Source organism: Pseudoxanthomonas sp. 97-1-1 (assembly GCF_057773125.1).
Map to the genome: position 1 here is coordinate 523,247 of NZ_JBYMTJ010000001.1, position 26,018 is coordinate 549,264.

The following is a 26,018-nucleotide window of genomic DNA, read 5'->3' on the forward strand; positions in this document are numbered from 1 at the left end:
ACTCTAGCGCACGCCACCGGCCGGGGCGAGGCAACCCGAATCCGTCCGCTGTGCGTTACTCCGACGCGCCCGCTCCTCCGGCTTCGAGCCGATACCCGTGCTCCATCCCCCGGCGTACCGCGATACTCGCGCAGATCGCGACGAGAAGGGCCAGCCACACCGGCAGGACCATCGCAGGTGCAAACATCTCTTCCACAGCGAGCCCGTTGCAGAACCACCCGACGCTCCACGCCATCGCCACCAGGATAAGCGGTTGCAGTGGCCTGAAGAAAAAGCCGGCGACTGCCGCGACGAGAGCGATGACACCCAAGGGAAGTGCGAATGCCATCGTGGCTGCCAGCAAGAGCATCATCAGCGATCCCGCCAGCCGTAGACGACAAGACGCGCCGTCGGTAGTACCGCGAGCCAGGCATCCCGGCCCACCTCTCGGGTGAGGTATGCGCCGTCACCCAAAGACGCCTCCAGGCTGCGCCACCGTCCCGGCGCGATGCCGTCGTGCGCCGTGCCCATCCATTCGCCGCAGACCACCGCGTGTCCTCCCTGTCCCTCTGGTGACAGGTGCCGCCAGGCTTCGTAGTACGACAGTGCGCCACCCGACAGTGCGCCGCGCGAGCATGTCGCTCCGTTGAAATAGGCCAGGCCCTCGTGCTGGATGGCGTCGACCGCGTGACGTGCCAGTTCCAGCGCGACCGCACCACGCGACTCGCGCCCCAATAGCAGACCGAAGAGCAGGTATCGCAGCTGTCCAGAGGACATCGCCACTCCGTGCAGGCCTGCAGTCTGGATCGCGGCGGGGAGCAACTGTTGCGCCCGATGATAGATACGCACCCGATTCATGGCCGCCTCAGCGCAGTTCCGTACCCAGCGCATACCAGTCCACCTTGCGGGTGACCCACATGATCACGGCCAGGATGCCGAACAACAGCAGCGAGCCCATCAGCAGCGCGTTGTTCTCGGATTTCAGCAGGATGTACAGCACGCCGTACAGCGCGGTCAGCATGGTGGCGAAACCCGCCGCGCGCAGCCAGCTCTGAAGCACGCCCGACAGGTAGAAGAACTGCAGTCCTATGCAGGCGGCCGCGGAGACGAGATAGGCCTGCCAGAACGCGATGTGCTCGGACAGGCTGAGCAGCAACAGGAAGAAGATCGCCAGCGCCAGGCCCACCAGCAGGTACTGCAGCGGATGGATCGGCAGGCGCTTGATCAGTTCGAACAGCGCGAAACCGACGAAGGTCAACACCACGAACAGGATGCCGTACTTGCTGGCGCGGTCGACCTGCGTGTACACGTCAACGGTGTCCGCGAGGCTGACCACCGCGCTGTCGATGGCGGTGTCGCTGCTATCGTCGGCAGCGTAGCCGGATGGCGTGGCGCTCAACGACGGCGGCTGGGTCAGCTTGCCCGATGCGGATTCCAGCTGGCTCTGCGCCGCGCTCGCCAGCGAAGAGACCTGCCAGCGCGCGGTGAAGCCCGCATCGCCCAGCGTCTTGCTGTTGGGCAGGAAGCGGCCACCGAACAGCGGCTGCCGCCAGGGGGAGCTCATCGCGATGTCGTTGCTGTCTGCGATCGGCGCGATGCCGAGCGTCTGGGTGCCGGCCAATGCCATGTCCAGGTGCACCTCGCTCGCGGGCAGGGCGCCGCCCTGTACCTCCAGCAGCGCGTGGATGCCTTCCATCCGCGACGACATCGCGCCGGTGCCGGCGGCCAGCGTCCGCGGCACGCCATCGACCTTCAGCGACGGCGTGCCGACCAGGCCGCGCACATCGGCCATCCCGACCACCACGTAGGGCTGCCCGTAGACGCGCCCGTCGGCACCCGGCACCTGCAGGGGTGCGAAGCTCGCCTTCATCGCCGCCTTCCATTCGTACACATTGACCGTGTACAGCCCGATGCGCCGCTCGCCCGGCTGCAGGCGACCGTCCACGGCCAGGGTGGCAGGGGTCTGCAGCAGGTAGCCCTCCTTCACATCCCGGCGCACCTCGGGCTTGCCGTCTTCGTTCAACGCGTTGACGAGGCGCTCTTCGCGCCACGGGATGACACGCAGCGGGCCGACCACCTGCTGTGGCCCGGCCATGCTCTGCGAGACGCGCGTTTCGGCCAGCGCACGGTAACGCTCGCGGTCCTGGATGACCCCGCGGATCATCACCAGTGGAATGAGCAGCAGCAGGACCAGCCCGCCGACGGTGAGGAAACGCAACAGCAACTTCAATGACTTCATGTCGATGCCCCGGTTGGATACGGGATGCATCGTCCGGTGCCGGTGTGCAACCGGCAGGAAGCGTGTTTGAAGGCTGTGTGAAGTGCGGACTAGAGCCTGGGCAGCGACAGCACCGCTTCGGCACCACCGTCGTGGCGGTTGTCCAGCGTGGCTTCGCCACCATGCAGGCGCATCACTTCGCGCACGAACGGCAGGCCCAGGCCGGAACTGCGCTGGCCGCCATCGGGCCGAGGCAGCGAATAGAAGCGCTCGAACACGCGCTCGCGTGCGTAGTCAGGCACGCCCGGCCCGCGGTCGCGGACGATGAAGCGCACCAGTCCGTCCGTGGCCTCGACCGCGAGCTCCACCGTGCCGCCCGGCGGCGAAAAGGCGATGGCGTTGTCCAGCAGGTTGCCCAGTGCGCGCCGCAGCAGGAAGGCGTCGCCTTCCACCGCCCAGGCCCCCGTCTGCGGCACACGCACCACGTCCACGCCGTGCGGGGTGAGCTTGGCGTCCAGGCCCTGCACCACCTCGTCCGCCAGCGCCGAGGTATCCACGCGTTCGCGGCGCTGCAGCCAGCCGTGCTGTTCCACTTCGGCCAGGGCCAGCAGCTTGTCGATGGTCTCGGTGAGGCGGTGTTCCTGGGTCTGGATGTTGCGGACGAAACGCTGGTGGTCCGCTTCGGGCAGGGGCTCCTGCAGCAGCTCGGCGGCACCGCGGATCGCGGCGAGCGGGCTCTTCATCTCATGCGTGAGCGACTGCACGTACTGCTCGACGTACGCCTTGCCCTGCAGCTTGCGGCGCATGGTCTCCAGTGCGCGGCCGAGGTCGCCGATCTCGTCGGCGCGCGGGCGTGGCGGCGGCACCGGCTCACCCGCGCTGACCGCCTGCGCGTAGCGGTTCAACCCGCCGATGCCGCGCACCAGCCACCACGTCATCAGCACGCCGATCAGGGCGGAGATGCCGATCAGCCAGGCGCCGCGCAACAGGATGCTGCGCTGGCTGGCGACGATGAAGGGCTCGATGCTGCGGTTGGGCTGCGACAGCGTCAGCACGCCCAGCAGCGTGGCGCGATCGGCCGGATCGTAGATCGGCGCGGCCACGTGCATCACCGTATTGGTCTCGTCGCCGGGCGCTTCGGGACTGGAACGGGCCCCGTATTCGCCGCGCAAGGTGCGGTAGACATCGTTCCAGCGCGAGTTGTCGCGGCCTACATCGCGTCCCTGCGAGTCGAAGACCACCGTGCCGCGCGCGTCGGTCACGGTGACGCGATAGTCCACGGAGCGCTTCTGGAAACGCCATACCCAGGCCTTCGGATCACGCTGCTGCGCCTGGGCCACGTTGCCGGCGAAGGTTCCCCCGGCGATGCGGCCCGCCTTCAGGTCGTCGGCGGCCATCTCGGCCAGCATGTTGGCCGCATCGACCAGCGTGGATTCCATCGCCTGCCGCACGCCCGGCTTCACTTCGTTGACGAACACCCGCATCACGAAGAACGCGGCGATGCCGACGATCAGGAAGAAGCCGAGGACGAGCTTCAGCCCCAGCCGCATCTCAGGCCTCGATCGCGTAACCCAGGCCGCGATGGGTGCGGATCGGGTCGGGGTCGGCGCCAGCCGCGCGCAGCTTGGCGCGCAGTGTCTTGACGTGGGTGTCGACGGTGCGGTCGGCGCTGTCGGCGTCGCTGTCCCATCCGCGGTCCATCAACTGCGCACGGCTGAGGATCGCGCCCGGCCGCTGCAGCAGCGCATCCAGCAGCGCGTACTCGTAGCGGGTCAGGTCCAGCAACTGCTGCCGGTAGCGGATGCGGTGGCCGTCGCGGTCGATGGCGAAGTCACCGCGCGCGGTCCATTCGCCCTCCACGGCCTTGACCGTACCGCCGGCACGCCGCAGGCGGGCGCGCACGCGCGCCACCAGTTCGCGTGGCGAGAAAGGCTTGGTGACGTAGTCGTCCGCGCCCAGTTCCAGCCCCAGCACGCGGTCGATCTCGTCGTTGCGTGCGGTCAGGAAGATCACCGGCACGTCACTGAAACCGCGCAGTTCGCGGCAGACATCGAAGCCGCTGGCGTCGGGCAGGCCGACGTCGAGCACCACCACGTCCACGCCGCCGGCGCGCACGCGCGGCGCGACCTCGCGCGCCAGCAGGCAGTGGTCGGCTTCGATGCCTTCGCTGCGCAGGGCATACAGCACGGCATCGGCGATGGCGGCTTCGTCTTCGGCAATCAATACACGGGGCATGGCGCAAGCATATATGCTGCGCGCCATGAATTACCGCCATGCCTTCCACGCCGGCAACCACGCCGATGTCCTCAAGCACATCGTGCTGCTGGCCATGATCGATGCGCTGAAACGCAAGGACGCGCCGTTCTTCGTGCTGGACACGCATGCCGGTCGCGGCCGTTACCTGCTCGGCGGCGCGGAAAGCCGCAAGACCTCCGAAGCCGACGAAGGGGTGTTCAAGCTGCTCGACGCGCCACGCATGCCGGAACTCGTGGAGGCCTATCTTCGTGCGGTGCAGGCGAGCAACCCGGTCGGCGCGCTGGTCGCCTACCCCGGGTCGCCGCTGCTGACCGCGCAGGCCCTGCGCGCCCAGGACCGGCTGGCGGCCTGCGAACTGCAACCGGACGAGGCGCAGGCGCTGAAGGACCTGTTCGCCGGCGACGACCGTGTTGCCGTCCATGCGCGCGACGGTTACGCGGCGATGAAGGCGCTGCTGCCGCCCCGTGCAGGCGCGCAGCGCATCGCTCGCGGCCTGGTGCTGATCGATCCGCCCTACGAAGCCCAGGATGCCGAGTACCCGCAGATCATCGCCTCGCTGCGCGATGCCCTGGAGCGTTGGCCGGCCGCGACCTACGCGGTCTGGTATCCCATCAAGCAGCGGCGCACGTTGGCGCCGTTCTTCCGCAAGGCGACTTCGCTGCCCTCCAAGGGGGCGTTCGTCGCCGAGTTGCAGGTCCGGCCGGACGACTCGCCGCTGCGCCTCACCGGTAGCGGCATGCTGGTGCTCAATCCGCCCTGGCAACTGGACAAGGCGCTGGCGCCGGTGCTGCCGGCGCTCGCTGCCGCCCTGGGCGAGGCCGGCGCCAGCCACCGGCTGGAGTGGCTGCGCGCACCGGACTGACCCCGGCGGCGGGATCACGCGGCCCGGTCAGGGCGCTGTGCGAGAATCGCGCCCTTCCCCTTCACGACGACCCTCATCCATGGCCGGATCCAGCCTCTTCGCCCTGATCGACGACATCGCCACGCTGCTGGACGATGTGTCCGTGATGACCAAGGTCGCTGCGAAGAAGACGGCAGGCGTACTGGGCGACGACCTGGCACTGAATGCCCAGCAGGTCACCGGCGTGAAGGCGGACCGCGAACTGCCCGTGGTATGGGCGGTGGCGAAGGGATCGGTGGTCAACAAGGCCATCCTGGTGCCGGCCGCGCTGGCGATCAGCGCACTGGAAACCTGGCTGCACGGCAAGGGCTACAACATCCCGCTGGTGACGCCGCTGATGATGCTGGGTGGCGCCTTCCTGTGCTTCGAGGGCGTGGAGAAACTGGCGCACAAGTTCCTGCATGGCAAGGACACGGACAGCCAGCACCACGCCGAACTGGTCAAGGCGGTGCAGGACACGAACGTGGACATGGTCGCGTTCGAGAAGGACAAGATCCGCGGCGCCATCCGCACCGACTTCATCCTGTCGGCGGAGATCATCGTCATCTCGCTGGGCACGCTGACGGGACGCACCTTCATGGAGCAGGTGCTCACGCTGGTGGCGATCTCCGCAATCATGACCGTGGGCGTCTACGGCCTGGTGGGCGGCATCGTGAAGCTGGACGATGCCGGCCTGGCATTGACCTCCGATGTCCGCGAGAGCGGCTGGGCGCGGTTCAAGCGCGCCTTCGGCCGCGGCATCCTCTACAGCGCGCCCTATCTGATGAAATTCCTTTCCATCGCCGGCACCGCCGCGATGTTCCTCGTCGGTGGCGGCATTCTCGTCCACAGCATCCCGGCACTGCATCACTTCATCCAGCCTTACGCGGAAGGCAGCGTGGGCTGGTTGTGGGAAGGCCTGTTCAATGCAGGCGTCGGTGTAGTGGCCGGTGCGATCATCGTGGCCGTGGTCACCGCCATCTCGCGCCTGCGCGGCAAACGCCACGGCGCCTGAACCAGCGACGCCACGGCCCTCGCCCCGTCTCCGGATTTCATGCGAGCATCACACCATGACCGCGCCGAAACGCCTCCCGCCCTGGCATGAACACTTCCGCCTGCCCAGTGGGCGCGAATTGCTGATCCGGCCGATCCGGCCCGAAGACGCCGGCCCCATCCAGGGCGCGTTCGGACTGCTGGGTCCCGAGGAAATACGCCACCGCTTCCTCTACGCACTGAAGGAACTCACGCCGGAGATGGCGCAGCGGCTGGCGCATCCCGACCCCAATACCGAATTCGCGCTGGTCGCCGCCGAAACGCTGCCGCCGGGCGAAGCGCTGGTGGGCGCCGTCGCCCGCGCGGCCATGGTGCCGCGTACGCGCGATGCCGAGTTCGCCATCCTGGTCAGCCACTTCATCGCCGGGCAGGGGCTGGGCCGCCACCTGATGCGCAAGCTCGCCAAATGGGCGCGCTCGAAGAAGCTCGACCGCCTGTATGGCGACGTGCTGGATTCCAACCAGCCGATGCTCGCGCTGGCGCAGTCGCTGGGGTTCAAGCGCGTGCGCGAGAACGACGGCTCCGGTCTGGTCCGCGTGGTACTGGATCTCAACGAAGAAGCCTGAGCCGCGCAGCGCTGGCGTTCCGATCAACGGCCGCCCCGGCATCGGCGCGCAGGCGTAGGCTGCCGTGCAGGGGGCTGGCGGCAAGCCCTGCCGTGTTCGCCCAGGTCGCGGCCCATGGCTATCGACAATGATCGCCTGAACACCTTCCTCGGCCGCGCTGTCGGCGATCTGGGCGCGGCGATCAGCGCTACGCTGATGCTGGTCGGCGACCGCCTGGGCTTGTACCGCGCGCTGGCGGCATCCCCTGCCACGCCTGCCGACCTCGCGCAGCGCACGCACACGCACGAGCGCTACATCCGCGAATGGCTGGCCAACCAGGCGGCCGGCGGCTACGTCACCTACGACGCCGACAGCGGACGTTACTCGCTCGATGACGCGCAGGCGCTCTGCCTGGCCAGCCCCGACAGTCCCGTCGACCTGGCCGGCGCCTACTACATCGTCGAAGCGGCCTTCCATGCGCTGGAACGCACGACCGAGAACTTCCGCACCGGCCAGGGCATGGAATGGGGCGAACACCATGCCTGCCTGTTCCACGGTACGGAACGCTTCTTCCGTGCCGGTTACCACGCCCACCTGCTGACCGAATGGCTGCCCGCGCTGGATGGCGCGGTCGAGAAACTCGGGCACGGCGCGCGCGTGGCCGACGTGGGCTGCGGCCATGGCGCCAGCACGCTGCTGATGGCAAGAGCCTTCCCGCATTCGCAGTTCGTCGGCTACGACTACCATGCCGATTCCGTCCGTACCGCCAACGAGCGTGCAAGCGCCGCCGGCATCCGCAACGCGCGTTTCGAGGTGGCCGATGCGGTGGGCTATGACGAAGAAGACCTCGATCTGGTGACATTCTTCGATTGCCTGCACGACATGGGCGATCCGATCGGCGCGGCCCGGCATGCGTACCAGGCCCTCAAGCCGGATGGCCACTGCCTGCTGGTGGAGCCGTTAGCCGGCGACCACGTACAGGACAACCTCAACCCGGTGGGGCGCGTCTACTACGGCGCTTCTTCGCAGATCTGCGTACCGGTATCCCTCGCCCGCCACGGCCCCGCGCTGGGTGCCCAGGCCGGACAGGCCCGGTTGCAACAGGTGATGGCCGAAGGCGGATTCCGGCGTTTCCGGCGCGCGGCGGAAACGCCGTTCAACCTGGTACTGGAAGCCCGCCCCTGAACCTTGCCGAGGAATCCGCCATGCCCCGCTACCTGATCGAACGCGATATCGAAGGCGCCGGCCTGATGACGCCGGCCGAGCTCAGGACGGTCGCGCGGAAGTCGTGCAGCGTGCTGGGCGAACTCGGCCCGCAGGTGCAGTGGGAACACAGCTACGTCACCGACGACAAGATCTACTGCGTCTACCGCGCGCCCAGCGAAGCACTGGTCCGCGAACACGCACGCCTCGGCGGGTTTCCGGCCAACCGCATTTCCGCGGTGACGCAGGTGATCGACCCCCTGACCGCCGAGTGACCCCAGCCGGGCGTGACGGCCGGCCGGCGCGCGCTTGGTAAACTCCACCTCCCTTCGCGCTGGGCACCCCACGGTGTCCGGCGCTGCCGCTGTTTTGTGTACCCATGACCGATACCAAGAAACCCGCCCTGCCCGCTCCGCCCCTGCCTCGTGGCGGCCAATCCCGCGCCTGGTGGCGCGCGCCCGCGTCGCCCACCGCGCTGGCCTGGTCCATCGCCGCGGCCGCGCGCGCGCATGCCGGCCCGGTGCTGGTTGTCGCGCGCGACAACCACGAGGCGCACCAGCTGGAAGCGGACCTGCACACGCTGCTGGACACGGCGGCCGACGTGCCGGTGGTGCCGTTCCCGGACTGGGAGACGCTGCCGTACGACCAGTTCAGCCCGCACCCGGACATCGTGTCGCAGCGCCTGTCCGCGCTGCACCGCCTGCCGACACTGTCACGCGCGATCGTGGTCGTGCCTGTGCAGACGCTGATGCAGCGCCTGTCGCCGCTGCGCCACATCGTCGGCGGCAGCTTCGACTATCGCGTCGGGCAGCGCCTGGACTTCGACGCCGAAAAGCGCCGGCTCGAAGCGGCCAGCTACCGGCACGTGCCGCAGGTACTGGACCCGGGCGACTTCGCCGTGCGTGGCGGCCTGCTGGATGTCTATCCGATGGGCGCGGAGGCGCCGCTGCGGATCGAACTGCTGGACGACAGCATCGACTCGATCCGCCATTTCGATCCGGAAAGCCAGCGCTCGCTCGACAGGACCGATGCCGTGCAATTGCTGCCCGGGCGCGAAGTACCCCTGGACGAGCGTTCGGTGGAACGCGCGATGACGCTGTTGCGCGACCGCTTCGACGTGGACACGCGCCGCAGTGCCCTGTACCAGGATCTGAAGTCCGGGCTGGCACCGGCGGGCGTGGAGTACTACCTGCCGCTGTTCTTCGACCAGACCTCCACGCTGTTCGACTACCTGCAGGAAAACACGCTGCCCGTGCTCACCGACGGCTTCGGTGAAGCCGCCGAGGCCTTCTGGGCACAGACCCGCAACCGCTACGAGCAGCGCCGCCACGACATCGAGCGCCCGCTGCTGCCGCCGGACGAGCTGTACCTGTCACCGGACGGCCTGCGCGAGCAGCTCAACCGGCGTGCGCGCATCGAGGTCTGCGGCGCGCAGCACAGCCGGTACGCCGATGCGCTGCCGCTGGGCGACCAGCCGTTGCCGCCGCTGCCGGTCGCGGCGAAGGACGCGCCTGCGGGCGACGCGCTGAAATCATTCCTCGGCCACTACCCGGGCCGCGTGCTGATCGCCGCCGACTCGCCCGGCCGTCGCGAAGCGCTGCTTGAGGTCCTGCAGGCGGCGGAGTTGAAGCCCGACGTGGTGGCAGACTTCAGCGCCTTTCTCCCTTCTCCCGCCGGAAGAGGGTGGCGCGAAGCGCCGGATGAGGGTGCGGCGAAGGCGCCGGCAACCGAATCATCGCGCACGTCACGCACCCTCACCCCAACCCCTCTCCCGCAGGGAGAGGGGCTTCCTCGCTTCGCCATCGCGGTAGCGCCGCTCGCCGATGGCTTCGCGCTGGACGATCCGCGCATCGCGGTACTCACCGAACGCCAGCTGTTCCCCGAGCGCGCCACCCAGGCGCACCGGCGCAAGCGCACCGGCCGCGAACCGGAAGCGATCATCCGCGACCTCGGCGAGCTGACCGAGGGCGCGCCCATCGTCCACGAGGATCATGGCGTGGGCCGTTATCGCGGCCTGATCGCGATGGACGTGGGCGGCATGCCGGGCGAGTTCCTCGAGATCGAATACGCCAAGGGCGATCGCCTGTACGTGCCGGTCGCGCAGTTGCACCTGATCAGCCGTTACTCGGGCGCGTCGGTGGAAACGGCACCGCTGCATTCGCTCGGGGGCGAAGCCTGGGCCAGGGCGAAGAAGAAGGCGGCGGAGAAGGTGCGCGACGTGGCCGCCGAGCTGCTCGAGATCCAGGCGCGCCGGCAGGCCCGCGCCGGCCTGGCGCTGCACCTGGATCGCGCGATGTACGAGCCGTTCGCGGCGGGCTTTCCGTTCGAGGAGACGCCCGACCAGCACCATGCCATCGAAGCGGTCATCCGCGACCTGGCCAGCAGCCAGCCGATGGACCGCGTGGTCTGCGGCGACGTCGGCTTCGGCAAGACTGAGGTGGCCGTGCGCGCCGCCTTCGCTGCGGCCAGCGCCGGCAAGCAGGTGGCGGTGCTGGTGCCGACCACGCTGCTGGCCGAGCAGCACTACCGCAACTTCCGCGACCGCTTCGCCGACTGGCCGCTGAAAGTGGAGGTCCTGTCGCGCTTCAAGACCACCAAGGAGATCAAGGCCGAACTCGACCGCCTGGCGGAAGGCAAGCTGGACGTCATCGTCGGCACGCATCGCCTGCTGCAGTCGGACGTGAAGTTCAAGGACCTCGGGCTGGTGATCGTGGACGAGGAGCAGCGGTTCGGCGTGCGCCAGAAGGAAGCGCTGAAGGCGTTGCGCGCGAACGTGCACCTGCTGACGCTGACCGCCACGCCTATCCCGCGCACGCTCAACATGGCGATGGCCGGCCTGCGCGACCTGTCCATCATCGCCACCCCACCGGCCAACCGCATGGCGGTGCAGACCTTCGTCACGCCGTGGGACGCGGCCATGCTGAAGGAGGCGTTCCAGCGCGAGCTCGCGCGCGGTGGCCAGGTGTACTTCCTGCACAATGACGTGGAGAGTATCGGCCGCATGCAGCGCGACCTGCAGGAGCTGGTGCCCGAAGCACGTATCGGCGTCGCGCACGGGCAGATGCCCGAACGCGAGCTGGAACAGGTGATGCTGGATTTCCAGAAGCAGCGCTTCAACGTGCTGCTGTGCACGACCATCATCGAATCGGGCATCGACATCCCGAATGCGAACACCATCATCATGAACCGCGCCGACAAGTTCGGCCTGGCGCAGCTGCACCAGTTGCGCGGGCGCGTCGGCCGTTCGCACCACCGCAGCTACGCGTACCTCGTGGTGCCGGACAAGCGCAGCATCACCGCCGATGCGCAACGCCGACTGGAAGCCATCGCCTCGATGGACGAACTGGGAGCCGGCTTCACGCTGGCCACGCACGATCTTGAAATCCGCGGCGCCGGTGAACTGCTGGGCGAGGACCAGAGCGGCCAGATGGCCGAGGTGGGCTTCAGCCTGTACACCGAACTGCTCGAGCGCGCGGTGCGTTCGATCAAGGCCGGCCACCTGCCCGACGTGGACCTGGGCCAGGAACGCCGCGGAGCCGAGGTCGAGTTGAACGTGCCGTCGTTGATCCCGGACGACTACCTGCCCGACGTGCACACGCGCCTGACGCTGTACAAGCGCATCAGCAGCGCGCGCGACAAGGACGAACTGCGCGACCTGCAGGTGGAGATGATCGACCGCTTCGGCCTGCTGCCGGATCCGGCCAAGTACCTGTTCGCCACGGCGGAACTGAAACTCGCCGCGAACGAGATGGGCATACGCAAGCTGGAACTCGGCGAGCATGGCGGCCGCATCGTGTTCGAAGCCAAGCCGAAGATCGACCCGATGGCCGTGATCCAGCTGATCCAGAAGCAACCCAAGCTCTACACGATGGAGGGTCCGGACAAGCTGCGCATCAAGGTGCCGCTGCCGGACGCGCCCGACCGCTTCAATGCGGCCAAGGCATTGCTGACCACCCTGGCGGTGTGATGCGAATTGGCCTTTGCAGGAGGGGCTCCAGCCCCGATTTTTTCCGGTCAGGTGAGGGACGACGACGCAGGAAGAAGCATCGGGGCTGAAGCCCCTGCTGCGGGGGTGAGGCGATGCAATCCGTCGCGACCGCGTGCGACCCTGGCGCTACAGCTGCGATTCGATCGGCAGCCAGCCGACGGCGCGCGCCACCCATCGGCGCCACGCGCTGGCTTCCGGTTCACGCTCCCACACCTTCGGCGGCTGCGTGGCCGCGTCCTCCCAGCGCAGCGCGCCATCTTTCAGGGACACGCGATAACTCCGGTCGGGTGCGATCTTGGCCTGGTAGCTGCGCAGCAGCGCGGCCGCGGCACCGCGATCGCGGAACAGCACGCCCATCTCGGTATTGAGGTTGACCGAGCGCGGGTCGAGGTTGAAGGAACCGATGAAGCCGGCGTCATCGTCCACGACGAACGCCTTCGTATGCAGGCTGGCACCGCTGGAACCGAACAGGCTGCTGTCCTGTTCGCCATGCGGCATCAGCTCGAACAACGTCACCCCGCCTTCCAGCAACGCTACGCGATAGGGTGCGTAACCCCCATGCACGGCCATGACGTCGTTGGCGGCAAGCGAGTTCGTCAGCACGCCGACGTCCACGCCCTGCGCGCGCCTGGCCACCAGCCAGCGCGCACCTTCGTCGCCCGGCACGAAGTACGGCGAGATCACCCGCAGCTGGCGCTTGGCCTCGCCCATCGCCCTGCCCAGCCGATGGACCAGCCACTGGCCCTGTCCTTCCCCCTGGCCCTTGGAGGCGGGATCGGAATACACACCCACGTCATCCAGCCAATGCAGCGTGGTGCCTCCCACCAGCGCGCGGACGCCGGGGGAACGCCGCAACCTCGCCACGTAGTCGCCCGCCTGTGCGGACGCATACCCGGCATCGCCGTTCTCGCGCAGCCGCTCCAGCGCGCCCTTCTCCGCGGTCGTCAGCGCTGCGAGTGGAATGACCGAGGCGCTGTTCCAGAAGTCGTCGAAGATCGCCGCTGCCTGCGCGACCGCAGGTCCGATGAGTACCGCATCCAGATCGAGGAAATTGGTCTGCGCGGCGGCGTCGAAATACTCGTCGCCCACGTTGCGGCCACCCACGACCGCCACGCGCCCATCGGCAATCCAGGCCTTGTTGTGCATGCGGCGGTTCATGCTGACCGGGCGCAACAGCATCTCGCTGGCACGGCCCAGCACGCCGGCACGGCTGCGCGAGGGATTGAACAGGCGCACCTCGATGTTGGCATGTGCATCCAGTGCGGCGAGCTGGGAATCCTTGCCATGCGCGGTCATGTCGTCCAGCAGCAGGCGCACGCGCACGCCGCGATCGGCCGCGCGCAGGGCCTCGTAGCTCAGCAGGTTGCCGGTGAAGTCCTGGTTCCAGATGTAGTACTGCAGGTCCAGGCTGCGGCCTGCCGCGCGCGCCGTGGCGGCACGCACGGTGAAGGCGTCCAGGTTGTCCTGCAACAGGGCCATCCCGCTCCGCCCCGGATGCTCGCGCAGCAAGGGCGCGATGGCGCGGTCCAGCGGCGTGGCATCGGCGGCGATCGGCAGCGACATCGAGGCAGGCCCGCGCGCGGCCTCCGCGAACCTTCCGTAGCTGTACAGCGCCGTGCACGACGCCACCACCAGGATCAGCAGCAGGATACCCAGCCGACGCAACCACCTGCGCATGGTGCCCCCTTCTTCACGCATGGAGCCCTATCGTAGCCGCAGCCGTGTGAGGACACCGCTTGCGCGGTCCTGCCCACCGTTGCACGCTCGATGCTTCCGTCATGTCCGGGATTGCCATGCGCCTGCCGTACCTGCTCCGCTTTTTCGCCCTGCTGCTCATGCTCCCGTTGCTCGCTGCCTGCGCTTCCGGACCGGCGCGGGAGGCCGCCTCGGCCCCCCTGACCTTCATCGTGGTGCGGCACGCCGAAAAGGCCACCGACGACCCGGAGAATCCGAGTCTCTCCGCCGCCGGCCTGGCCCGCGCCGATGCACTGGCCCAACGCCTGCACGATGTCCCGCTCGTCGCGGTGTATGCCACCGAGTTCCGCCGCACCCGCCAGACAGCGCATCCGGCCGCCACCGCCCACGGATTGCCGGTAGAGGCGTACTACGCGCGTGGCCCGGCCGGTGAAGTCGCCGCGCAGTGGAAACAGCGGCATCGCGCCGGCACCGTGCTGGTGGTGGGCCACAGCAATACCGTGCCCGACCTGGTCGCGGCCTTGTGTGAATGCGCTGCGGCGCCGATGGACGAGACGGAGTACGACCGCGTCTCCATCGTCCGAGTGCACGCCGATCGGCCGGCAACCCTCGAGGTGCAGCGCTACGGCGCACCGACCGCGCGATGAAGGCCCTGTTCGGCGACTGGGATGGCAGCATCGCGCACGCACGCCGGCTGCAGGAGCTGCTGGCGGCGGAAGTCGTGCTGCGCGACGACAGGCCCGAGGTACCACGCTGGCTGGCGGGATTCGATGTCGGTTTCGAAGACGAAGGCGCCATCACGCGCGCCGCTGCCGTGCTGCTCGCCGCCGACACGCTGCAACCCGTCGCATCGGAGGTGGTGCGCGTCCCCACCTCCATGCCCTACGTCCCCGGCCTGCTGAGCTTCCGCGAACTGCCCGCGCTGGTGGCGGCGCTGGAACGCCTGCCGCGCGCGCCGGACCTGGCCTTCATCGATGGCCAGGGCATCGCGCATCCGCGCCGGCTGGGCATCGCCGCGCATTTCGGCGTGGTGACCGGACTGCCCAGCATCGGCGTGGCGAAAAACCTGCTGTGCGGCAAGCACGATGCACTCGGCGCGGCGCCCGGTGAGCGCACGCCGCTCATCCATCGCGGCGAGCAGATCGGCTGGGCACTGCGCAGCAAGCTGCGTTGCAATCCGCTGATCGTGTCGCCCGGCCACCGGGTGTCGATGCAGGGCGCGCTCGACGGCGTTCTGCTGACCTTGCGGGGCTATCGCCTGCCCGAACCCACGCGACTGGCCGACCGGCTGGCATCGCGACGGGAGTGACGGCGACCGGCGTCGGCTCATGCCCTTGATGGGGGATGCGCTGCAACGGATCGTTTCCGTATCGTCTGCCGGCGCCACGGCCCCACATGCGATGCTTCCGCCCACCCCGATCAGGACGCCCCCATGACCACGATCATCGCTCCCCGCGTGCACGACCTCGGCGGCGGCTTCAATGTGCGCCGCGCGGTACCCAGCCTGCAGGCCCGCAGCGTGGGGCCGTTCGTATTCGTCGACCACATGGGGCCGGCGGTGTTCGAGCCCGGGCGCGGCATCGATGTCCGCCCGCATCCGCATATCGGCCTGGCCACGGTGACGTTCCTCTGGTCCGGCGCGATCAACCACAAGGACACGCTGGGTTCGGAACAGGTGATCACGCCCGGCGACGTCAACTGGATGACCGCCGGCCGCGGCATCGCCCACTCCGAACGCACGCCGGTGGATATCCGCACCGGCCAGCACACGGTGCACGGCATGCAGACCTGGGTGGCACTGCCGACGTCGTACGAAGAGGTCGCACCCGAATTCCACCACCACACGGCGGCCACGCTGCCGGTGCTGGAACGCCCGGGCGTCCGGCTGCGCGTCATCGCCGGCCATGCGTATGGGGAAGAGTCACCGGTGAAGGTATTCAGCGGTACGTTCAATGTCGCCGTCGACCTGCAGCCGGACGCGGAACTGGAGATCGACAACGGCCACGCCGAACGCGCGCTCTACATCCTCGAGGGCGACGCACAGGTGGACGGCGCCGACATCCCGGAGAAGCACCTGGTGGTGTTCGACCGTGGCACCCGACCGGTGCTGCGCGCGAAGACACCGCTCAAGGGCCTGCTGATGGGCGGCGAACCGCTCGACGCGCCCCGCCATATCTGGTGGAACTTCGTCTCCAGTTCGAAGGAGCGCATCGAACAGGCCAAGCAGGACTGGCTGGACGGGCGCTTCGGCCATGTCCCTGGCGAAACCGAGTTCATTCCCCTGCCCGAACGCTGATGGACCCCGCACGCGCGGCGAATGTGACACTTCCTTCATTGCCGTTTGAATGCGCCCGGCATAACGCAAAGCAAACACTTGCAGCGAGCGGCTTCCGCTATCGTGCGCGCACCGTCATGTGACGGGACGCACACCGATGGGGGTTGGCATGAGTCTGGCAAAGAAGCTCGCAGCGGAGTTCCTGGGGACATTCTGGTTGGTGCTGGGCGGCTGCGGCAGCGCGGTACTGGCAGCCCATTTCGGCGGTGACGGCAACCCGCTCGGCATCGGCTTTCTCGGCGTGGCACTGGCGTTCGGCCTGACCGTGCTGACAGGCGCGTACGCGTTCGGCCATATCTCGGGCGGTCACTTCAATCCTGCGGTGAGTTTCGGGCTGTGGGCGGGTGGCCGGTTCCCGGTCAAGGACCTGGTGCCGTACATCGTGGCGCAGGTGCTCGGCGGCCTCGCGGCCGGCTTCATCCTGTGGCAGATCGCCAGCGGCAATCCGGCCTTCGCGGTCGACCCGAACGCGGCGGGCGCATTCGCCAGCAACGGCTATGGCGCGATGTCGCCCGGCGGTTACTCGGTGGCGGCGGCATTCCTGACCGAAGTGGTGCTCACGGCGTTCTTCCTGATCGTCATCATGGGTTCGACCCATGGACGCGCGCCCGCCGGCTTCGCACCGATCGCGATCGGTTTGGCGCTGACCCTGATCCACCTGATCAGCATCCCGGTCACCAATACGTCGGTGAACCCGGCACGCTCAACCGCAGTGGCGTTGTTCGCCGGCCCGGCGGCCATCGGGCAGCTGTGGCTGTTCTGGCTGGCCCCGATCCTGGGCGGCCTGATCGGCGGCATGCTCTACGGCTGGATGGGACGGGATCGCGACTGAGCCCTGCAGCCTGTGCCCGGAACCACCGGGCACAGGCCCGACCTGCGGCGTGACGGGTGTCGCCGTTCGGCCATCGCTTGCGTTGTTTTGCGACGCAGCATGGGCTATGGTCGGGTCAACTGCCGGGGGAAAACGGCAGCCGACGTCGTGGAATGCCAGGGGACTACGCAGCGGCCGCACGCGGCCTGCCACGACGCGCGGACGAGTTGGCTCCGCCTACCGGGGCGCTCCACCCAGGGGATATCCATGAAGACCGTGATTGCTGTTTGCCTTGGCCTCTTTTCCGCCTCCGCGTGGGCGCAGGCTGCACCCTCGTGCCCCACCCTGCCCGCCAGCGCCGGCCTGCAGTGGGAGCAGCGCGCCGATGCCAGCTTCATTGCCTGCAAGGCGATCACCGCCGATGGACGCCAGGTACTGAACGTGATGCTGACCTCGCGCGATCCGAAGATCCGCCTGGAACGGCGCCTGCGCGAAGAAGAGAGCACGTTCTCCGGCGAGGAGATCTACTGGTACAAGCTGGACCTGGGCGGACAGGAAACCACACCGGCCATGGCATCCCGCCGCATCACCGTGGTCGAACTCGGCGACGACCAGTACGCGCAGGTCTGGATCAACGCGGACTCCGCGCAGGAACTCAGCTCGATGATTTCGCTGGCCCAGCAACTCGACGTGCGTGCGGCCAGCGCGCAGCTGTCCGCCGGCAACTGACGCCGCCGGCGGCATCCTCGACGGGAAGGCATGCCGCCCTTCGCGTCAGAACCGGCCTTCCTGGAAGTCGACGAAAGCCTGCATCAGTTCCTGCCGCGTGTTCATCACGAAGGGGCCATGCCGCATGACCGGTTCGCGCAGCGGCCGGCCCGCCACCAGGATCAGCCGTGCCGGCTGGCTGCCGGCACGCACCTGCAGCGTGTCGCCACCGCCCAGCACCCCCATCTCGTGCGTGTCCAGCGGGCGGGCTTCGTCGCCCTCGCCCACCGTCACCGCACCCTCGAACACATAGGCGAACGCGTTGTGACCGACGGGCAGCGTGTACTCCCATGCATGTCCCGGCTGCAGCGCGATGTCGAGGTACACCGGATCGGTGGCCGGTTGCGAGATCGGTCCCTGCGTATCGCCGACAGCACCGGCGATCACCTTCACGTCGATGCCCTTGGCCGGGTGCGCAACCGGGATCTTCTCGGGTGCGAACTCCTGGTACTTCGGCGCCGTCATCTTGTCACGCGCCGGCAGGTTCACCCACAACTGGAACCCGCGCATCCGCCCGGACTCCTGCTCGGGCATCTCCGAATGCACCAGGCCCCGGCCCGCCGTCATCCACTGCACCGCGCCCGGCGTCAGCAGGCCCTCGTTGCCGTGGTTGTCGCGATGGCGCATGCGGCCGTCCAGCATGTAGGTGACGGTCTCGAAGCCACGGTGCGGATGCTCGGGGAAACCGGCGAGGTAGTCCTCGGCCTTGTCCGTGCCGAACTCATCCAGCAGCAGGAACGGATCGAGGTCCGGCAGGTCGGGGCCGCCGATCACGCGCGTCAACTTGACGCCCGCGCCATCGGACGTGGGTCGGCCGCGGATCGTGCGGATCACCCGGGCGGGCGTGGTGTCGGTCAGAGTGTTCATGGTGCCTCCAGTTCAACTGCCGACAAGATGGCACCGGCATGGCGGCTTAGGAACGGCAACCCACGTAACCATCCGTTCCACCGATGGCATGCCCGCTGCAGGAGGGGCTTTCTCGACCAAGACGGAGCCGGGCAAGCCCGGCTCCACCACGCAGGTCAGGCCACGTAGACCGACTTGATGTTCATGAACTCGTGGATGCCATGCCCGGCCAGCTCGCGACCGAATCCCGAGCGCTTGGTGCCGCCGAACGGCAGGCGCACATCGCTGCGCACGATCGCGTTGACGAAGGCGGCGCCTACCTGCAGCTGGCGTGCGATGCGGTCGCCGCGCTCCACGTCCTTCGTCCACACGCTGGCGCCCAGGCCGAACGTGGTGTCGTTGGCCACGCGCACGGCTTCGGCATCGTCCCTGACGCGCAGGATGCTGGCGACCGGGCCGAACAGTTCCTCTTCGTAGGCGGGCATGCCCGGCACCACGGCATCGAGGATCGACGCCGGATAGCCCGCATGCGACGCATCGGGCTCGCCGCCCAGCAACACCTTCGCGCCCTTCGACACGCTGGCCTGCACCTGCTTGTGCAGTTCATCGCGCAGGTCCTGGCGCGCCATCGGTGCCAGCGTGGTGGCCTCGTCCTGGGGATCGCCGAGCTGCAGCTTCGATGACGCCTCGACGAAGCGCTTCACGAATTCGTCCGCGATCGCGTCCTGCACGATGAAGCGCTTGGCCGCGATGCAGGTCTGGCCCGCGTTGCCGAAGCGCGACGCGACAGCGCCGGCCACGGTTTTCTCCAGGTCGGCATCGTCCAGCACGATGAAGGCGTCGCTGCCACCGAGCTCCATCACGCTCTTCTTCAACTGGCTGCCGGCGTTGGATGCCACGGAGCGTCCGGCGCGTTCGCTGCCGGTCAACGTCACGGCGGCCACGCGCGCATCGCGGATCACCTCGGCTGCCTGGTCGTTGTCGATGTGCAGCACACCGAACACGCCCGCAGGCAAGCCGGCGGTCGCCAGCACCTCGCCGATGACGTCGGCGCAGCGCGGCACGTTGCTCGCGTGCTTGAGCACGGCCACGTTGCCGGCCATCAAGGCAGGCGCGAGGAAGCGGAAGACCTGCCAGATGGGAAAATTCCACGGCATCACCGCCAGCACGCAGCCGATGGGTTCGTAGCGCACGTAACTGCGCTGGCCATCGGTGGCGACAGGCTGGTCCTGCAGGTAATCGGCCGCGTGGTCGGCGTAGTAGTCGCAAGCGCCGGCACACTTGTCGACTTCGGCCAGGGCTTCCTTGCGCAGCTTGCCCATCTCGGCCGTCATGGTGCGCTGGATGTCATCGCGGCGACGGCGCAGTTCGGCCCCGATCGCACGCAGCACCTTGCCCCGCTCGGCGAGCGACAGCGCTGCCCAGGCCGGGAACGTCTGCTGCGACGCCGCCAGCACGGCATCGATCTGCGCGGAAGTCATCAGTTCGTGGCGGTACTCGACCTGTCCGGTCGCGGGATTGACGGTTTCGATGGTCATGGCGTTCGTTCGATGTCGTGATACGTGGAAAAAGCCGAGTGTATTCTGCGAGCCGCGACGTTACGCCACCGTGGCGGGTCCCGCTTGCCGCGCACTGTCACTCCCACCCCGTCATCCCAGCGCAAGCTGGGATCCATTCTGACTTTCGCGCAGTCCCGCCGGATCCCAGACAGAAGCAAGTTGGATCCCAGCGTACGCTGGGATGACGGGCAAGCGCTGGTCATGCCATCCGCGACCTGCCACCCGCTTCCAACTTGCCACCCGTTCTCCTGCAACGCCCGTTGACGTTCCAGGACTCCTCCACCGTCATCCAAGCGCAAGCCGGGATCCATTTTGACTTTCGCGTAATCCCACAGGATCCAGGACAGAAGCAAGTTGGATCCCGGCCTACGCTGGGATGACGGGCAAGCGCTGCGACGTGCCATCGGCGACCCGCCCATCCTCCTCCCGATTGCTATCCGTTCTCCTGCAACGCCAGTTGCACGTCGCGCTGGCGACGCTTCTCCTCGCGATACATGAACCACCAGCCCAGGAATGCCGCCACGCTGACCACCAGGATCATCAAGGTGGCGAGCGCATTGATCTTCGGGCTCAGGCCCCGCCGCACCGACGAGAACACCTCGATCGGCAATGTGGTCGAACTCGGACCGGCGACGAAGCTGGCGATCACCACATCGTCCAGCGACAGCGTGAAGGCGAGCAGCCAGCCGGACACCAGGGCGGGCGCGATGATGGGCAACGTGATCAGGAAGAACACCTTGATGCGGTTGGCACCCAGGTCCATCGCGGCTTCCTCCAGCGACTTGTCCAGTTCCGACAGGCGCGAGGACACGACGACGGTGACGAAGGCCAGGGTGAAGGTGACGTGCGCGATCCAGATCGACAGGATGCCGCCCGGCTTGAAGCCTATGAATTGCCCCAGCGACACGAACATCAGCAGGATCGACAGGCCGATGATCACCTCCGGCATCACCAGCGGCGCGGTGATCAGCGCACCGAACAGGGTCTTGCCGGGGAAACGGCGCATGCGGGTCATCACCAGCGCCGCCATCGTGCCCAGTACCACCGCGGCACTGGCGGTCCAGAACGCCACCTTGATGCTGATCCAGGCGGCACGCAGCATCTTCTCGTCGCGGAACAGCTCGCCGTACCACTTGAACGAGAAGCCCGACCACACCGTGGCCAGGCGCGATTCGTTGAAGGAGTACACCATCAGGATGAAGACCGGCACGTACAGGAAAGCGAAACCCAGCCCGAGCACCAGCCAGTTGACGGTACGTTGTCCGACGCGGCTCATGTCAGCCTCCCTTCCAGCTCGCGTTGCTGTACGCGGTTGAAGATCAGGATGGGGACCAGCAGCAGGATCAGCATGACGATGGCCACCGCCGACGCCGCGGGCCAGTCGCGGTTGTTGAAGAACTCGCCCCACAGCACGCGGCCGATCATCAGCGTGTCCGGGCCACCGAGCAGTTCGGGAATCACGAATTCCCCCACCGCCGGGATCATCACCAGCATGCACCCCGCGATGATGCCGGCCTTGGACAGGGGCAGCGTGATGGTGAAGAACGCCTTCCAGGGTTTCGCACCCAGGTCGTAGGCGGCCTCCAGCAGGCGGTTGTCGTGCTTCACTAGGTTGGTGTACAGCGGCAACACCATGAACGGCAGGTAGCAGTAGACGATGCCGATGTACGCCGCGAGCGGGGTGTACAGGATCTGCAGGGGCTCGTCGATGATGCCGATCTTCATCAGCAGGTTGTTGAGCAGGCCGTTGTTCTTGAGGATGCCGATCCATGCGTAGACGCGGATCAGGAACGACGTCCACGACGGCAGCACCACCAGCATCATCGCGATGTTGCGCGACGACGGTGGCAGGCGTGCGATGACGTAGGCGATCGGGTACGCCACCAGCAGCGCGAGGAAGGTGGAGATGGCGGCGATCTTGATCGAGCTCAGATACGCCTGGATGTACTGCGAGTCGGTGAACAGCGCGGTGTAGTTGCCCAGGTTGAGCTTGAGTGTCAACGCCTCGTCGATGTACTCGAGGATGGGCGTGTACGGCGGCATCGCGATCGCCAGCTTGGCGAACGAGATCTTCAGCACGATCAGGAACGGGATGGCGAAGAACAGCAGCAGCCACACGTAGGGCACCGAGATGACGCCCCAGCGCGGCCCCGGCAGGCGCTTGCCCAGGGAACGGAGGATGTTCATGAGGTCAGCACCACGCCGTCGTTGTCGCCCCACCACACCCAGACTTCGTCGTTCCAGGTCAGGCCTTCGCTGGCCCAGCGCTGCACGTTGGCGAAGTTGGCCATGAACTTGTACCCGCTCGGCAGGCGCACGTGGTAGACCGAGTGGCTGCCGAAATAGGCGATGTCCTCGATCACGCCCTTCGCCTTGTTGTGCGGCTGTTCGGGTTCCTGCTTGCCGATGCCCAGCTTTTCCGGCCGTACCGCGAAGCCGACCTCCTGTCCTTCGAAGCCCGAGATGCCATGGCCGATGTAGATCGGGTCCGGCAGTTGCGGCGAACGGATGGTGACGTAGTCGGCTTCGTCTTCCTCCACCACGCCTTCGATCAGGTTGACCGAGCCGATGAACTCGGCGGCGAAGCGGCTGGTCGGCTGCTCGTAGATTTCGTCCGGCGTGCCGACCTGGCGGATCCAGCCCTGGTCCATCAGCGCGATGCGGGTGGCCATGGTCATGGCCTCTTCCTGGTCGTGGGTGACCATCACGCAGGTCACGCCCGACTTCTCGATGATGCTGACCAGCTCCAGCTGCATCTGCGAGCGCAGCTTCTTGTCCAGCGCGCCCATCGGTTCATCCAGCAGCAACAGCTTCGGGCCCTTCGCCAGCGAGCGCGCCAGCGCGACGCGCTGTTGCTGGCCACCGGACAACTGGTGCGGTTTGCGTTTGGCCAGTTTGCCCAGCTGTACCAGCGCCAGCATCTCCTCCACGCGCTTCCTGATCGCGTCCTTCGACAGGCCGTCCTGCTTCAGGCCGAAGGCGATGTTCTGCTCGACCGTCATGTGCGGGAACAGCGCGTAGGACTGGAACATCATGTTGAGCGGCCGCTCATACGGCGGCAGGTCGTTGAGCAGTTGCCCATCCAGGTAGATCTTGCCGGACGAGGGCTTCTCGAAACCGGCGAGGCATCGCAGCAGCGTCGACTTGCCGCTGCCCGATCCACCCAGCAACGCGAAGATCTCGCCCTTGCGGATCGTCAGGTTGGTGTCGTCCACGGCGACGAAGCCGTCGAACTCCTTGCGCACGTCGACGATGCGCAGGTACTCCTGCGGGTTCGCCTTGCCGCCCTGCCCCGCGTCCTTGCCGCCGTTGCCCTGTTCTGCCGCCATGGAATTCCCCTGGTCGCCGGACCGCGTGGGCGCCGGCCATCGATATATCGCGTGGGTCCGCCGGACACCGGCACGGGCATCGCCCGTACCGGCCGCGGCGCTTACTTGCCGGTCTTCAGTTCCGTCCAGATGCGGGTGTACTGGCGGTCCACTTCCGGCGGGATGATGGCGAAGGTGAACAGCTTCGCCTCCACCTCGGGCGTCGGATAGATCGTCGGATCCTCGGTGATCGTCTTCTCCATCAGGTCCTTCGCCTTGGGGATCGCGTTCGGATAGCTGATGAAGTTCGAATTGTTCGCCATCACCTGCGGGTCGAGCAGGTAGTTGATGAAGGCATAGGCCTCATCGATGTGCTTGGCGCCCTTCGGGATGGCCAGCATGTCGAACCATTGCGGCGCGCCTTCCTTCGGGATGGCATAGGCGATGTTGACGCCGTTGCCCGCTTCGGCGGCGCGGTCGCGCGCCTGGATGATGTCACCCGACCAGCCCACCACCAGGCAGGTGTCGCCATTGGCCATCGCATCGATGTACTGCGAGGAATGGAAATTGGTGATGTACGGGCGGATCGTCTTCAGCAGCGCGGCGGCCTTGTCGATCACCGCCGCGTCCTGGCTGTTGGGATCCTCGCCCAGGTAGTTGAGCGCAATCGGGATGATCTCCGAAGGCGTATCCAGGAAGGTCACGCCGCAGTCCTTCAGCTTGGAAATGTTCTCGGGCTTGAACACGATGTCCAGGCTGTTGGCGATGTCGGTGTTGCCGAAGGCCGCCTTCACCTTGTCGACGTTGTAGCCGATGCCGGTAGTGCCCCACATGTAGGGAATGGCGTGCTGGTTGCCGGGGTCCTGGTTCTCCAGCCGCTTCATGATGGCCGGGTCGAGGTTGGCGTAGTTGGGGATCTTGCTCTTGTCCAGCGGCAGGAACACGCCGGCCTGGATCTGCCGGCCGAGGAAGTTCATCGTCGGCACCACCACGTCGTAACCGCTGCTGCCCGCCAGCAGCTTGGTTTCCAGCACCTCGTTGCTGTCGAACACGTCGTAGGTCACCTTGATGCCGGTGCTCTTCTCGAAGTTCGGGATGGTGTCTTCGGCGATGTAGTCGGACCAGTTGTAGACGTTGACCTGCTTGGCGCCGCCGGTGTCGGTGCCGCCTTCCCCGGCGGGTTTTCCGCCGCATGCGGCGAGGGTGCACAGGGCCAGGGTGGTTGCCAGTACGCGCAGTTTCATCAATCTCTCTCCGTTCGGCCCGCAAGGGCGGCTTGATGTGGTCCCGTACCGGCCTGGGGCCGCCGCGGGCATGCTGTCATTGCAATGGCCTGTTCCGTGCCGGCGTTGCTCCCCTTCTCCCCTCCCCTGTGTCGCCACCCGCTCCCGTGGGTGACGCCACGATGACGAAGGGCGCGTCCGTCATGGCCCGCGCCCTCGTGTGTGTCAGCGTCCGGTCTTCAGCTCCGTCCAGATGCGCGTGTACTGGCGATCCACTTCCGGCGGCAGCACCGCGAAGGTGAACAGTTTCGCGTCCACGTCCGCCGGCGGATAGATCGTCGGATCATCCGCGATGCTTTTCTCGACCAGCGGCCGGGACGCCGGCACCGGGTTCGGATAGGTCACGTAGTTGGTGTTCGCCGCCGCCACCTTCGGGTCGAGCAGGTAGTTGATGAAGGCGTAGGCATTGTCGACATTCTTCGCATCCTTCGGGATGGCCAGCATGTCGAACCACTGCGGCGCGCCTTCCTTCGGGATCGAGTACGCCACGTTGACGCCGTTGCCCGCTTCGGCGGCGCGGTCGCGCGCCTGGATGATGTCGCCCGACCAGCCCACCACCAGGCAGACATCGCCGTTGGCCAGGTCGTTGATGTACGAGGAAGAGTGGAAGTTGCGGATATAGGGGCGGATCGACTTCAGCAGCGCCGCCGCCTTGTCGATGGTGGCCGGATCGAAACTGTGCGGATCTTCGCCCAGGTAGTTCAGCGCAATCGGGATCAGCTCCGACGGCGTGTCCAGCACCGTGATGCCGCAGTCCTTCAGCTTGGCCGCGTTCTCCGGCTTGAACACCACGTCCCAGCTGCCGGTCACGGCGGTGTCGCCGAAGATGGCCTTGATCTTGTCGACGTTGTAGCCGATGCCGCTTGTGCCCCAGAGGTAGGGCACGGCGTACTGGTTGCCCGGGTCCTGCAGCGCGATGCGCTCGAGCATCTTCGGGTCGAGGTTCTTCAGGTTCGGGAGCTTGCTCTTGTCCAGCGGCAGGAACACACCGGCCTGGATCTGCCGTCCCAGGAAGCTCAGCGAAGGCACCACCACGTCGTAACCACTGCTGCCGGCCAGCAGCTTGGTCTCGACCATCTCGTCGCTGTCGAACACGTCGTAGGTGACCTTGACGCCCGACTGCTGCTCGAAGTTCGGGATCGTGTCCTCGGCGATGTAGTCGGACCAGTTGTAGACGTTGAGGGTCTTCGAGGGCGCGTCGGCCGTGGCCTGCCCGTCCTTGCCGCCACAGGCTGCCAGCACGGCGGCGGCCAGCATGACGGTGAGGGTCTTGAGCTTCATCGGGGTCTCC

General features: G+C 67.2%; 24 protein-coding genes. 11 read left to right on the forward strand and 13 right to left on the reverse strand.

Going from position 1 to position 26,018, the window contains the following annotated elements; genetic code table 11:
• Positions 1-55 precede the first annotated feature (55 nt).
• The 5 genes from AC3DET_RS02540 to creB all read right to left on the reverse strand — a co-directional run bounded on the left by AC3DET_RS02540 (position 56) and on the right by creB (position 4,432).
• The gene (locus AC3DET_RS02540) at positions 56-352 is read right to left on the reverse strand and encodes a hypothetical protein (RefSeq protein WP_488390624.1); all 297 of its coding nucleotides are present in this window, start codon (positions 350-352) and stop codon (positions 56-58) included.
• The gene (locus tag AC3DET_RS02545; RefSeq protein WP_488390625.1) at positions 352-756 is read right to left on the reverse strand and encodes a hypothetical protein; all 405 of its coding nucleotides are present in this window, start codon (positions 754-756) and stop codon (positions 352-354) included. Before AC3DET_RS02545 ends, AC3DET_RS02540 begins: the two co-directional genes overlap by 1 nt.
• Positions 757-844: 88 nt before the next feature.
• A complete protein-coding gene (creD, locus tag AC3DET_RS02550; RefSeq protein ID WP_337730172.1) occupies positions 845-2,218 on the reverse strand; it encodes a cell envelope integrity protein CreD in 1,374 nt (457 codons plus the stop codon).
• Positions 2,219-2,307: 89 nt separating this feature from the next.
• Complete coding sequence (gene creC, locus AC3DET_RS02555; RefSeq protein ID WP_337730173.1) at positions 2,308-3,747, reverse strand: two-component system sensor histidine kinase CreC; 1,440 nt, start codon at positions 3,745-3,747, stop codon at positions 2,308-2,310.
• A gap of 1 nt (position 3,748) precedes the next feature.
• Positions 3,749-4,432, reverse strand: coding sequence for a two-component system response regulator CreB (creB, locus tag AC3DET_RS02560; protein ID WP_446537402.1), 684 nt, complete (start codon positions 4,430-4,432; stop codon positions 3,749-3,751).
• Positions 4,433-4,457: 25 nt separating this feature from the next.
• Between creB and AC3DET_RS02565 the strand changes: the two genes are divergently transcribed.
• The 6 genes from AC3DET_RS02565 to mfd all read left to right on the forward strand — a co-directional run bounded on the left by AC3DET_RS02565 (position 4,458) and on the right by mfd (position 12,101).
• Positions 4,458-5,315: a 23S rRNA (adenine(2030)-N(6))-methyltransferase RlmJ gene (locus AC3DET_RS02565; RefSeq protein WP_488391159.1), complete on the forward strand. Its 858-nt coding sequence runs from the start codon at positions 4,458-4,460 to the stop codon at positions 5,313-5,315.
• A 79-nt stretch (positions 5,316-5,394) separates the two neighbouring features.
• On the forward strand, positions 5,395-6,348 hold the full coding sequence (locus tag AC3DET_RS02570) for a DUF808 domain-containing protein (protein WP_337730176.1): 954 nt from the start codon (positions 5,395-5,397) through the stop codon (positions 6,346-6,348).
• 55 nt (positions 6,349-6,403) lie between these two features.
• Positions 6,404-6,952 carry a GNAT family N-acetyltransferase gene (locus AC3DET_RS02575; protein WP_192200719.1) on the forward strand — a complete coding sequence of 183 codons (549 nt, stop codon included), beginning with the start codon at positions 6,404-6,406 and terminating at the stop codon, positions 6,950-6,952.
• A 114-nt stretch (positions 6,953-7,066) separates the two neighbouring features.
• The gene (locus tag AC3DET_RS02580) at positions 7,067-8,116 is read left to right on the forward strand and encodes a class I SAM-dependent methyltransferase (protein ID WP_488390626.1); all 1,050 of its coding nucleotides are present in this window, start codon (positions 7,067-7,069) and stop codon (positions 8,114-8,116) included.
• 20 nt (positions 8,117-8,136) lie between these two features.
• Positions 8,137-8,409, forward strand: coding sequence for a DUF4242 domain-containing protein (locus AC3DET_RS02585; protein ID WP_488390627.1), 273 nt, complete (start codon positions 8,137-8,139; stop codon positions 8,407-8,409).
• Between the two features lie 104 nt (positions 8,410-8,513).
• A complete protein-coding gene (gene mfd / locus AC3DET_RS02590; RefSeq protein WP_488390628.1) occupies positions 8,514-12,101 on the forward strand; it encodes a transcription-repair coupling factor in 3,588 nt (1,195 codons plus the stop codon).
• Positions 12,102-12,248: 147 nt separating this feature from the next.
• Here mfd and AC3DET_RS02595 read toward each other — a convergent pair whose 3' ends face one another.
• Positions 12,249-13,820 (reverse strand): phospholipase D-like domain-containing protein, encoded by a 1,572-nt coding sequence (locus AC3DET_RS02595; protein WP_488390629.1) that lies wholly within the window; start codon positions 13,818-13,820, stop codon positions 12,249-12,251.
• 80 nt (positions 13,821-13,900) lie between these two features.
• Here AC3DET_RS02595 and AC3DET_RS02600 point away from each other — a divergent pair, with 80 nt between their 5' ends.
• From AC3DET_RS02600 to AC3DET_RS02620, 5 genes are all read left to right on the forward strand, one after another.
• The gene (locus AC3DET_RS02600; RefSeq protein WP_488390630.1) at positions 13,901-14,464 is read left to right on the forward strand and encodes a SixA phosphatase family protein; all 564 of its coding nucleotides are present in this window, start codon (positions 13,901-13,903) and stop codon (positions 14,462-14,464) included.
• The gene (gene nfi / locus AC3DET_RS02605) at positions 14,461-15,126 is read left to right on the forward strand and encodes a deoxyribonuclease V (protein ID WP_488390631.1); all 666 of its coding nucleotides are present in this window, start codon (positions 14,461-14,463) and stop codon (positions 15,124-15,126) included. The genes AC3DET_RS02600 and nfi overlap by 4 nt, the downstream gene beginning before the upstream one ends.
• Before the next feature lie 123 nt (positions 15,127-15,249).
• Entirely contained in the window at positions 15,250-16,113 is an 864-nt protein-coding gene (locus AC3DET_RS02610; RefSeq protein WP_337730183.1) for a pirin family protein, read from the forward strand.
• A 148-nt stretch (positions 16,114-16,261) separates the two neighbouring features.
• On the forward strand, positions 16,262-16,984 hold the full coding sequence (gene aqpZ, locus AC3DET_RS02615; protein WP_142123942.1) for an aquaporin Z: 723 nt from the start codon (positions 16,262-16,264) through the stop codon (positions 16,982-16,984).
• A gap of 246 nt (positions 16,985-17,230) precedes the next feature.
• The gene (locus tag AC3DET_RS02620; protein WP_337730184.1) at positions 17,231-17,692 is read left to right on the forward strand and encodes a hypothetical protein; all 462 of its coding nucleotides are present in this window, start codon (positions 17,231-17,233) and stop codon (positions 17,690-17,692) included.
• Positions 17,693-17,737: 45 nt separating this feature from the next.
• On the opposite strand, the gene AC3DET_RS02625 is transcribed toward AC3DET_RS02620, so the two are convergent.
• The 7 genes from AC3DET_RS02625 to AC3DET_RS02655 form a co-directional block, all read right to left on the reverse strand.
• Positions 17,738-18,598, reverse strand: coding sequence for a pirin family protein (locus AC3DET_RS02625; protein WP_337730185.1), 861 nt, complete (start codon positions 18,596-18,598; stop codon positions 17,738-17,740).
• A gap of 155 nt (positions 18,599-18,753) precedes the next feature.
• The gene (locus AC3DET_RS02630; RefSeq protein WP_488390632.1) at positions 18,754-20,115 is read right to left on the reverse strand and encodes an NAD-dependent succinate-semialdehyde dehydrogenase; all 1,362 of its coding nucleotides are present in this window, start codon (positions 20,113-20,115) and stop codon (positions 18,754-18,756) included.
• Positions 20,116-20,569: 454 nt separating this feature from the next.
• On the reverse strand, positions 20,570-21,412 hold the full coding sequence (locus AC3DET_RS02635) for an ABC transporter permease subunit (protein WP_446537411.1): 843 nt from the start codon (positions 21,410-21,412) through the stop codon (positions 20,570-20,572).
• Positions 21,409-22,323 (reverse strand): ABC transporter permease subunit, encoded by a 915-nt coding sequence (locus AC3DET_RS02640; protein ID WP_192200706.1) that lies wholly within the window; start codon positions 22,321-22,323, stop codon positions 21,409-21,411. The genes AC3DET_RS02635 and AC3DET_RS02640 overlap by 4 nt, the downstream gene beginning before the upstream one ends.
• Positions 22,320-23,465 (reverse strand): ABC transporter ATP-binding protein, encoded by a 1,146-nt coding sequence (locus AC3DET_RS02645; protein ID WP_298124188.1) that lies wholly within the window; start codon positions 23,463-23,465, stop codon positions 22,320-22,322. Before AC3DET_RS02645 ends, AC3DET_RS02640 begins: the two co-directional genes overlap by 4 nt.
• A gap of 101 nt (positions 23,466-23,566) precedes the next feature.
• A complete protein-coding gene (locus tag AC3DET_RS02650; protein ID WP_192200704.1) occupies positions 23,567-24,688 on the reverse strand; it encodes a polyamine ABC transporter substrate-binding protein in 1,122 nt (373 codons plus the stop codon).
• 204 nt (positions 24,689-24,892) lie between these two features.
• Entirely contained in the window at positions 24,893-26,008 is a 1,116-nt protein-coding gene (locus tag AC3DET_RS02655; RefSeq protein WP_337730188.1) for a polyamine ABC transporter substrate-binding protein, read from the reverse strand.
• Positions 26,009-26,018 lie beyond the last annotated feature (10 nt).

What these genes read in the sequence shown, in the direction of transcription:
- creB (WP_446537402.1), bottom strand. Translation starts at nt 4,432, where the DNA reads ATGCCCCGTGTATTGATTGCCGAAGACGAAGCCGCCATCGCCGATGCC.
- AC3DET_RS02640 (WP_192200706.1), bottom strand. Translation starts at nt 22,323, where the DNA reads ATGAACATCCTCCGTTCCCTGGGCAAGCGCCTGCCGGGGCCGCGCTGG.
- creC (WP_337730173.1), bottom strand. Translation starts at nt 3,747, where the DNA reads ATGCGGCTGGGGCTGAAGCTCGTCCTCGGCTTCTTCCTGATCGTCGGC.
- AC3DET_RS02610 (WP_337730183.1), top strand. Translation starts at nt 15,250, where the DNA reads ATGACCACGATCATCGCTCCCCGCGTGCACGACCTCGGCGGCGGCTTC.
- AC3DET_RS02540 (WP_488390624.1), bottom strand. Translation starts at nt 352, where the DNA reads ATGATGCTCTTGCTGGCAGCCACGATGGCATTCGCACTTCCCTTGGGT.
- AC3DET_RS02575 (WP_192200719.1), top strand. Translation starts at nt 6,404, where the DNA reads ATGACCGCGCCGAAACGCCTCCCGCCCTGGCATGAACACTTCCGCCTG.
- AC3DET_RS02595 (WP_488390629.1), bottom strand. Translation starts at nt 13,820, where the DNA reads ATGCGTGAAGAAGGGGGCACCATGCGCAGGTGGTTGCGTCGGCTGGGT.
- AC3DET_RS02635 (WP_446537411.1), bottom strand. Translation starts at nt 21,412, where the DNA reads ATGAGCCGCGTCGGACAACGTACCGTCAACTGGCTGGTGCTCGGGCTG.
- AC3DET_RS02565 (WP_488391159.1), top strand. Translation starts at nt 4,458, where the DNA reads ATGAATTACCGCCATGCCTTCCACGCCGGCAACCACGCCGATGTCCTC.
- AC3DET_RS02630 (WP_488390632.1), bottom strand. Translation starts at nt 20,115, where the DNA reads ATGACCATCGAAACCGTCAATCCCGCGACCGGACAGGTCGAGTACCGC.
- AC3DET_RS02625 (WP_337730185.1), bottom strand. Translation starts at nt 18,598, where the DNA reads ATGAACACTCTGACCGACACCACGCCCGCCCGGGTGATCCGCACGATC.
- AC3DET_RS02620 (WP_337730184.1), top strand. Translation starts at nt 17,231, where the DNA reads ATGAAGACCGTGATTGCTGTTTGCCTTGGCCTCTTTTCCGCCTCCGCG.
- AC3DET_RS02645 (WP_298124188.1), bottom strand. Translation starts at nt 23,465, where the DNA reads ATGGCGGCAGAACAGGGCAACGGCGGCAAGGACGCGGGGCAGGGCGGC.
- AC3DET_RS02650 (WP_192200704.1), bottom strand. Translation starts at nt 24,688, where the DNA reads ATGAAACTGCGCGTACTGGCAACCACCCTGGCCCTGTGCACCCTCGCC.
- nfi (WP_488390631.1), top strand. Translation starts at nt 14,461, where the DNA reads ATGAAGGCCCTGTTCGGCGACTGGGATGGCAGCATCGCGCACGCACGC.
- AC3DET_RS02585 (WP_488390627.1), top strand. Translation starts at nt 8,137, where the DNA reads ATGCCCCGCTACCTGATCGAACGCGATATCGAAGGCGCCGGCCTGATG.
- aqpZ (WP_142123942.1), top strand. Translation starts at nt 16,262, where the DNA reads ATGAGTCTGGCAAAGAAGCTCGCAGCGGAGTTCCTGGGGACATTCTGG.
- creD (WP_337730172.1), bottom strand. Translation starts at nt 2,218, where the DNA reads ATGAAGTCATTGAAGTTGCTGTTGCGTTTCCTCACCGTCGGCGGGCTG.
- AC3DET_RS02570 (WP_337730176.1), top strand. Translation starts at nt 5,395, where the DNA reads ATGGCCGGATCCAGCCTCTTCGCCCTGATCGACGACATCGCCACGCTG.
- AC3DET_RS02545 (WP_488390625.1), bottom strand. Translation starts at nt 756, where the DNA reads ATGTCCTCTGGACAGCTGCGATACCTGCTCTTCGGTCTGCTATTGGGG.
- mfd (WP_488390628.1), top strand. Translation starts at nt 8,514, where the DNA reads ATGACCGATACCAAGAAACCCGCCCTGCCCGCTCCGCCCCTGCCTCGT.
- AC3DET_RS02580 (WP_488390626.1), top strand. Translation starts at nt 7,067, where the DNA reads ATGGCTATCGACAATGATCGCCTGAACACCTTCCTCGGCCGCGCTGTC.
- AC3DET_RS02600 (WP_488390630.1), top strand. Translation starts at nt 13,901, where the DNA reads ATGTCCGGGATTGCCATGCGCCTGCCGTACCTGCTCCGCTTTTTCGCC.
- AC3DET_RS02655 (WP_337730188.1), bottom strand. Translation starts at nt 26,008, where the DNA reads ATGAAGCTCAAGACCCTCACCGTCATGCTGGCCGCCGCCGTGCTGGCA.